Source organism: Wolbachia pipientis, from assembly GCF_023661085.1.
Taxonomy (GTDB): Bacteria; Pseudomonadota; Alphaproteobacteria; order Rickettsiales; family Anaplasmataceae; genus Wolbachia.
This window is the reverse complement of record NZ_JAHDJT010000020.1, coordinates 1-7,866: the sequence shown is the minus strand read 5'-3', so window position 1 is coordinate 7,866 and position 7,866 is coordinate 1. Positions and strand designations below refer to the sequence as shown.

At 37.4% G+C, this 7,866-nt stretch carries 8 protein-coding genes and 1 pseudogene; 4 read left to right on the top strand and 5 right to left on the bottom strand.

Annotated features, from left to right (window positions below; all coding sequences use genetic code 11):
- Window positions 1-537: pseudogene (locus tag DM84_RS01465) on the bottom strand (hypothetical protein); the annotation flags it as partial.
- A 119-nt stretch (window positions 538-656) separates the two neighbouring features.
- On the opposite strand from DM84_RS01465, the gene ychF reads away from it, so the two are divergent.
- Window positions 657-1,751, top strand: a complete 1,095-nt coding sequence (ychF, locus tag DM84_RS01460; RefSeq protein ID WP_250777902.1) for a redox-regulated ATPase YchF — start codon at window positions 657-659, stop codon at window positions 1,749-1,751.
- Here the strand turns inward: ychF and DM84_RS01455 are convergent.
- The 3 genes from DM84_RS01455 to glpX form a co-directional block, all read right to left on the bottom strand.
- Complete coding sequence (locus DM84_RS01455; protein WP_250777900.1) at window positions 1,659-2,921, bottom strand: hypothetical protein; 1,263 nt, start codon at window positions 2,919-2,921, stop codon at window positions 1,659-1,661. The two genes, ychF and DM84_RS01455, sit on opposite strands and share 93 nt — an antisense overlap.
- Window positions 2,922-2,951: 30 nt before the next feature.
- Window positions 2,952-3,119 (bottom strand): hypothetical protein, encoded by a 168-nt coding sequence (locus tag DM84_RS01450; RefSeq protein ID WP_250777897.1) that lies wholly within the window; start codon window positions 3,117-3,119, stop codon window positions 2,952-2,954.
- An 81-nt stretch (window positions 3,120-3,200) separates the two neighbouring features.
- A complete protein-coding gene (gene glpX / locus DM84_RS01445; protein ID WP_250777910.1) occupies window positions 3,201-4,130 on the bottom strand; it encodes a class II fructose-bisphosphatase in 930 nt (309 codons plus the stop codon).
- Between the two features lie 115 nt (window positions 4,131-4,245).
- Here glpX and DM84_RS01440 point away from each other — a divergent pair, with 115 nt between their 5' ends.
- From DM84_RS01440 to DM84_RS01430, 3 genes are read left to right on the top strand one after another with little or no spacing between them, the layout of a single operon-like run.
- The gene (locus DM84_RS01440) at window positions 4,246-4,680 is read left to right on the top strand and encodes a hypothetical protein (RefSeq protein WP_250777895.1); all 435 of its coding nucleotides are present in this window, start codon (window positions 4,246-4,248) and stop codon (window positions 4,678-4,680) included.
- Window positions 4,681-4,740: 60 nt separating this feature from the next.
- On the top strand, window positions 4,741-5,043 hold the full coding sequence (locus tag DM84_RS01435) for an ankyrin repeat domain-containing protein (RefSeq protein ID WP_250777893.1): 303 nt from the start codon (window positions 4,741-4,743) through the stop codon (window positions 5,041-5,043).
- Window positions 5,034-5,399: a hypothetical protein gene (locus DM84_RS01430; RefSeq protein WP_250777891.1), complete on the top strand. Its 366-nt coding sequence runs from the start codon at window positions 5,034-5,036 to the stop codon at window positions 5,397-5,399. Before DM84_RS01435 ends, DM84_RS01430 begins: the two co-directional genes overlap by 10 nt.
- 1 nt (window position 5,400) lies before the next feature.
- Here the strand turns inward: DM84_RS01430 and ppdK are convergent.
- On the bottom strand, window positions 5,401-7,866 hold a 2,466-nt coding region (ppdK, locus tag DM84_RS01425; protein WP_250777890.1), incomplete at its 5' end, for a pyruvate, phosphate dikinase.

Genomic DNA, 7,866 nt, shown 5'->3' with positions numbered 1-7,866 from the left:
CTCTTCCGATCTGTTTATTATATGCAAGACACTACTATCATCATAATTGACCTTATTGTATTCACCTGCATTTTTTGAACTTGAATTGTCTATTAATTGATGCAAAGACAGATCTTGGCTATCAACAGTCTGGTTCTCTATAACATGCAATGTTACACTATACTTCTTACAAAGTATCCTGCCTTCAATGTCAGGATCACCCCATCTACTGTCATCCATAATGTTTGCTGCATAAGCACCTAGAGTTTCGCTACGGTGCTGGCCATTGTTATCATAACTATTGGCAATTGCTTTCGTAAACCACTCTGGCGGGTTATCTTGCGCAAATTTTTTACAGTCTTCTCGCAATTGCCCGACAGTAACTTCTATCCCCTTTTGTTGCTCTAAACTTTGTCTAAAGGAGTCAAAAAAACAGCTTCCATTACCAATTGCTTTTCCTACATGAAAATTATCAGGGTAAGGTCTACCACTTAAAGAAGTTACTTTATTCTCAGCATTCCGAAAATTTGATAGCCTTCGTTTATTAACTGTAGTCATAGTTTCTCCTCCTAATATAAGCTATATATTACTATACTAACAAAATTGTTAATAAGTAGATAATTAAGTATAGCAAAAATCCTTAAATTATGCAACAATTATAATTTTACATAGTAAATATGAGCTTTAACTGTGGCATAGTAGGACTGCCAAACATAGGAAAATCAACTTTATTTAATGCACTTACACAATCAAGTGCAGCTGAAGCTGCAAATTATCCTTTCTGTACAATTGAACCCAACGTTGGCAAAGTGCCAATAAGAGATCAACGCTTGAAACAAATCGCAGCAATTGCCGGCTCGGAGAAGATAATTTACAACCAACTAGAAGTTGTAGATATTGCAGGCCTGGTAAAAGGCGCAAGCAAAGGTGAAGGACTCGGTAATAAATTTTTAAGTCATATCAGAGAAGTTGACGCTATCGTTCACCTGCTCAGATGCTTTACGGATGACGACATCAGCCACGTACACAATACAATAGACCCAATATCAGATGCTGAAGTGGTGGAAATGGAATTAATACTAGCCGATATTGATAGCATAGAAAAAAGGCTGCCTCAGCTGGAAAAGAAAGCAAAGCAAGGTGATAAAGAGCTAAAGAAACAACTTGATTTAATGCAAGAAGTCTTAGCTACTTTAAAACTCGGTAAACCTGCAAGAAGCTTAGAACATATCGATAAAGATGAGATGAAGTTGCTTCAATTGCTGACAACAAAACCTGTTATGTACGTCTGTAATGTCGAAGATACAAATATCACAACTGGCAATGAACTATCTAAAAAGGTAGAAAAGATGGCAGAAGAGAACAAGAGCAAATTTTATTGTATCTCAGCAAAACTTGAAGCAGAGATTGCAAATCTTGAAGATGAAGAAGAAAAACAGAGCTTCTTGTCAGAATTTGGCTTGCAAGAGTCAGGCCTTGATGGAGTAGTGCGTATTATGTATGAAGTGCTGAGTATGGTAACTTTCTTTACTGTAGGGCCAAAAGAAGCACGTGCATGGCCAGTAAAGATAGGATCAACAGCTGATAAAGCAGCGGGTGTAATTCACACTGATTTTGAAAAAGGCTTTATAAAAGCAGGAACAATAAGTTTTGCAGACTATGTAAAATATGGAAGCGAATCAGCCTGCAAAGATGCAGGAAAAATTCGCTTTGAAGGCAGAGATTATATCGTGCAAGATGGCGATATAATGTACTTTAGGTTTAATGTGTAGCAGATATCTAAGATCCGAAAATCCAGGAATCATGCCTTTCTTTTGCAATTCTTCCTCTAATTCTTGCTCCTCTTCACAGAACTGCTCTACCTTCAACTCATTAAAAGTAGAGCTAGGTGCACCAACGACAATATTCTCACGTGGCTGTGTATTCTCCTTCTCCTCACATGGTGTTTGCTGGACTAGGCATTCTCCTAAAACTTCATGTAAAGCTTTACCCTCTATAAGTACAACCTCGTTTTGCTTAGCTAGTTCTAAAATTTCCTTCGGTTCAACATTGCTACCGTCAATAGTTGATTTTTTAATACTAATTTGACCAGAATTTATACTTAGAACAATAACACAGCTAAGGTCTTTCTCTGAGGTATCTTTTGCATTCCAACTAATTTCAATGTCACATATTGCAAGCTTCGTAAAGGAGTAGTTCCTCTGTTGTTTCTCATTCTTCTCAATTGTTACTACTCTTTTGCCATTGCTGTATATTTTTACTCTTTGTACTTCATTTTTAATTGCTTCCATCCTTTTAGCTTTGTTGCTAAAAAGACGACTAGTTTCTAAACTCTGTCCAGGTTTAGTAATGTTGATACTAAGATTATCATAATGATTAACAAAGCGTCCTGCCTTTTCGTCTGGCCAATAACACCCATCAAAGAAACCAATTAGATAATCCTCTTCTAGAAATTCTTTTGCATCATTCATCCCTTCGTCAATTCGAAGAAGATATCTACCTAATCTCTTCTTAACATTCTCTTTTAACTGCTCCTGATCTTTGGAAGTAAACTTCTTGTCCAATATATCCATTATTTCTTTTTGCTTACTCAACACCACATAGTTGAAAAGGAAAATATCATTCTTCCCTCGATAATAATTTGCTATTTTATCAAATGGATCTGCTGGCCGGCCGTTATTATAATTTACTGAATCAGAAGAATCTTCACACTTATTATCCTTAAAACTAAAATTCAATTTTTCAAAATCTGATAATACTTCTTTTGCCCTATCTTCAAAAGACTGAAGTCTATTTTGAAGTTCTTTTCCGTAACTCATCCCTTCACCAATCCTAGAAAGAAGATACTCACCAAATCTCTTTCTAAACTCTTCTTGTTTTTTGAGATCAGGAAGCTTATTATCTAATATATTGATTATTTCCTTCCGCTTGTTCGATATCACATAGTCAAAAAAGGAAATCTTCCCCTGCTCTCAGTAAGAACTTGCTATTTTGTCAAAACAATTATTATCCTCAAAATCCAATTTTTCAAAATCCGATAATATGCTTTGTACTTCAGGATCGTCATCAAATTTATGCTCGTCCTGAGAAACTCCTTGTACAGTTACCTTTTCTTGAGGATCTTCTGATGAATCTAACATTATACCCCCTTACATTTCCAATATAAAAGTAGTATATTTAATGTTTGTATTCTGTAAAGCTAAAATTTAGTTATGTTAACACTAATAGTATAAATTCTGTGTTATTTGCAGCTTTATCAGTTTGTTAGGCAGTATTATTAAAGAATTAGTTGAACAGACATTATGACTAAATTTAACTCCATCTACAAGTTCTCCACTTGTTACTCCAGTTGCAATGAACACTGATTCGCCTTTTGCTATATCTTTTATAGTGTAGATTTTTTCTGGGTCATCAATATTCAAACTCTTTGCTCTTTCTTTTAACTGATCCGTGTCAAATATTAACCTTCCCTCCATCTGTCCACCGATTGAGCTCAACGCTGCAGCCGCAAGCACTCCTTCTGGCGCCCCTCCTGTTCCGATATACATATCGTGGTTGCCATTCACTAGTGAGACTACAGCAGCAATATCACCATCATCTATCAGTTTAATTTTCGCGCCTAATCTCCTGATTTTTGCTATCAATTCATCATGCCTTTCACGTTTGAGTATAGTTACTGTCAGATCACTTACTTTACATCCTTTTGCCTGAGCTAGATTATCTAAATTTTTTTCGACACTATTTTTTAATGAAACTACACCTTCTGGAAGATTTTTTCCTACCGCTACCTTTTCCATATAAACATCAGGTGCGTGTAAAAAATTACCTATTTTTGTTGCAGCAAGAACGGACATTGCACCCTGTTTATAATGAGCGCAAATTGTGGTGCCTTCGAGTGGGTCAACAGCAATGTCAATCTCATGGCCATTTCCTGTGCCAACTTTTTCCCCGATATATAGCATCGGTGCTTTGTCCCTCTCTCCCTCGCCGATCACAATCGTACCATTTATTTCCATGGAATTTAGCACCGTCCGCATTGCATCAACTGCAACCTGATCAGCCTTTTTTTCATCACCAAAGCCTACCAACTTATACGCAGCAAGCGCTGCAGCTTCAGTCACTTTAACCAACTTATAAGCTAAATCTTCTATCATTTGCTCGAGGTAAAGCATTCAATATACATTATGTCACTTGAAACTGCAAGATGTCTTGACTAATTGTGGGGAAGTTGATATAATAAACTAACATATAGTAGTAGGTTTAGTTATGAAATATAGTAGTGATGATATTAGGGGATTATGTCTGGATATAGATAAAATTTTAATAAGTGGTGATAGATACAATGATAAGGTTGCCAGCCTTGAAGACTTGCAAAAGAGATTAAAAAGAAAAGCTAAATTTAAAGAAGTTAATCTCCAAGGTGAATGTGAAGGAGGCAATTCATTAGGAGACTTACTTCTAAAATATGCAGCTGAAAATGATAAATCATGTGTGAAGGATTTTCTTTTTAACAATGGATTCAATCTCCCTCAACAAGAGCAGGTAGCTGCAGTGACAAACGAGGAAGAAAAGCAAAACACACCTAATATGGAAGAGAATAAAGTAGATAGTAATGGAGTAGATTCTAGTAACTTCATAAACCCTGGTATGACTGCTGAAGTACTTTACGAGCAACTAATACAAGGAAGAGAAACAAATTAGGCAATTTTTGACTCGTTTGCAAATGCTGTAAGAGAGTCCAATATTACCGGCGATCGTAGCATGTTTCTAGATGTTGTAAGATTATTTACAGATTTAGATGCTGTCATCCATCTTACAGATACTGCTTCCAGAACTATATTGGGCATAGCTGCAATAACAAAGCAAGCCGATGTTGTAAAGATACTTTTAGAAAGCGGTAAGTTTGATGAAGAAGAAAAATTTAACGCTTTGCACCTTGCTATAATTCAAGGCAATATCCAAGAAGTTAAGCCGTTCTTAGGTCGCGTAAGTGATGAAACCGTGCGAGCGGCCTTAGAAGTGGCTATGCAAAGCAGTCAAAAAGAATTACTGAGATGCTCTTAAACTTTATTACACCAGAGACACCCAACGTAAACAAAAATGATAACCCAACTAACACAAGAGAAGCTAAGTTTTCTAGGCCAGATACACAAGAAACTAAATACAAAGAAAGCGAGGAAAATTTTCGTATCTCATTAAGGAATGATGTTATTGGAGTTGTTATTACAGGATTATTCATTGCTGCTGCTATGATGGTTCCATCTATGGCTGGTGCAGTAATTTGTGGTATTGTAGCTGCTTTAGCTCTAGTAGCTACTGTAATACACGTAAAAGATTCTACATTGCCAAGTTATAAAGAGATGAGAGAAGTTGAGCTTACGAAACAAAGTTACCGTATTTCAGCCAACACTGAAATCTAATTTATTTAGATTTAACGCTAAATTGCGCTGCCACTAATTTCGCAATCGGTACTCTATAGGGTGAGCATGAGACATAATCAACCCCTGATTTGATGAGAAACTCTATAGATTTTGGATCTGCTCCATGCTCCCCGCATATACCAAGTTTTATTTCTTTTCGGGTTTCCCTGCCTCTTTCGATAGCTATCTTGATTAACTCCCCTACCCCTTTGATATCCAGCACCTCAAATGGATCGTTTTCGAATATGTTGTTTTCTTTATAGGAATCAAGAAAATTAACTGAATCATCTCTTGAGAGTCCCATAGTTGTTTGCGTTAAATCATTAGTACCAAAACTGAAAAATTCTGCGTGTTTTGCTAATTTATCGGCAATCAGTGCTGCCCGTGGTAGCTCTATCATCGTTCCGATTGAATAAGCCTTGTCTGGTGTCATTCCAGCGATGACAGAGGATTCTTTCTTTACTAACTCGCATATCAAAACAAATTCTTTCTCATCCATGATAAGAGGGATCATAATTTCAGGCTTAATTTCTATCTTTTTTTCTTTTCTTAGCTCATCTGCAGCGCTGAGTATTGCCCTAATCTGCATGCTATATATTTCAGGATGAGAAATGGCAAGCCTGCAGCCTCGGTGACCAAGCATTGGATTTTTCTCTGATAATTGTGCTATTTTATTTTTTACCGACTCAACTGACTTATTGAGTGACTTGGCGATTTTTTCTATGGTGGACTGATTGTCTGGTAAAAACTCATGCAGAGGTGGATCAAGCAAACGTATAGTAACCTCTCTGCCCTCCATAATAGAAAATATTTTTTTGAAATCAGACTTTTGCATTTGCTCTAATTTGCTCAGTGCATTCGCTCTTTCAATTTCGTCGTCAGCTATTATCAATTTTTGAATGAACTCAATTCTGTCACTAGCAAAAAACATATGTTCCGTGCGACATAAACCTATGCCTTCTGCACCGAACTCTTTAGCGATTTTTGCATCTTTCGGAGTATCAGCATTTGCTCTCACCTTGATCGTTTTAACTTCATCTATCCAGTTGATTATCGTTTTGAATTCTTGCGATAACTCAGGCAAAATTGTAGAAAGAATGCCAAGCATTACCTCACCCGTTCCTCCATTGATGGTAATTGGTTCTCCCTTATTTACTTTGGTATCCCCTACAGAAAAGAAATTTCCATCTTTATCGATATAAAGTCCACTTACGCTGCAAATACACGGTTTACCCATTCCACGGGTTACAACAGCAGCATGTGAAGTCGTTCCTCCTCGTGCCGTTATTATACCGCTTGCAGCATTCATCCCATTAATATCTTCAGGACTTGTCTCTGATCTTACTAAAATTACTTTTTTACCCTGCTCTGCAGCTTTTTCTGCATCATTTGCGCTGAACACTACATATCCAGAAGCCACACCTGGGGAAGCCGGTAACCCCTTCCCTATTACTTTTTGATCACCCTTAACTTCAAGAACTGGATGCAATAAACCATCAAAAGTTTTTGGATCAATCCTTAGTATTCCTTCTTCTTTTGTAATTGTTCCTTCGTTTACCATATCAACTATTATGCGCACGGTAGCCTCGGCTGTACGTTTACCAGACCTAGTCTGCAAAATCCACAACTTGCCGTTCTGCACGGTGAATTCTATATCTTGCATGTCTTTATAGTGCCTTTCAAGCTTTTCACATACATCGCACAACTCTTGATACACGCTTGGCATCAATTTCTCCATGGTATTATCCTGCTCCCCGTCAACTGGCATAGGGGTGTAAATACCGGAGACCACATCCTCACCTTGAGCATTGACCAAAAATTCGCCAAAACACTTTTTCTCCCCAGTTGCAGGATTGCGCGTGAATATCACGCCAGTTGCAGAATTATTGTTCAGATTGCCAAAAACCATTGCTTGCACATTAACTGCAGTTCCAAGGGTTTCAGGAATGTTATTTATTTTCCTATAAGAGACGGCCCTGTCATTCTGCCAAGAGGCAAACACTGCATTTACTGAACTGAGCAATTGTTCTTCAACGTTCTGTGGAAAATGTTTTGCAGTTTTTTTGTGCACTATCTTTTTGAAATCGTCAACGATCTTTCTTAAGACATCAACATCAAGATCAGCTAAACTTTTTGCTCGATTTTTTTGTTGTTCATGATCAATAACGCTTTGAAACAGGCGATGGTCAAGCTGTAGCACAACGTTGGAATACATCATAATAAAACGGCAATAGCTATCATAGGCAAAACGCTCTCCACTTTTTTTTGCAAGCCCAACAACGGTTGCGTCGTTTAAGCCAACATTTAGGATTGTATCGAGCATACCCGGCATTGAGTTCACACTACCAGAGCGTATGGAAACCAGTAAAGGGTTATCTGAATCCCCGAATCTACAACCGATGTCATTTTCAAGAATCGCCATATATTTTTTGATCTTGTTACGCAGATCGTCAGGCAATCTATTACT

Excerpts from the sequence above, each read along its gene's own strand:
- ychF (WP_250777902.1), top strand. The coding sequence starts at position 657 with ATGAGCTTTAACTGTGGCATAGTAGGACTGCCAAACATAGGAAAATCA.
- DM84_RS01450 (WP_250777897.1), bottom strand. The coding sequence starts at position 3,119 with ATGTTAGATTCATCAGAAGATCCTCAAGAAAAGGTAACTGTACAAGGA.
- DM84_RS01440 (WP_250777895.1), top strand. The coding sequence starts at position 4,246 with ATGAAATATAGTAGTGATGATATTAGGGGATTATGTCTGGATATAGAT.
- DM84_RS01435 (WP_250777893.1), top strand. The coding sequence starts at position 4,741 with ATGTTTCTAGATGTTGTAAGATTATTTACAGATTTAGATGCTGTCATC.
- DM84_RS01430 (WP_250777891.1), top strand. The coding sequence starts at position 5,034 with ATGCTCTTAAACTTTATTACACCAGAGACACCCAACGTAAACAAAAAT.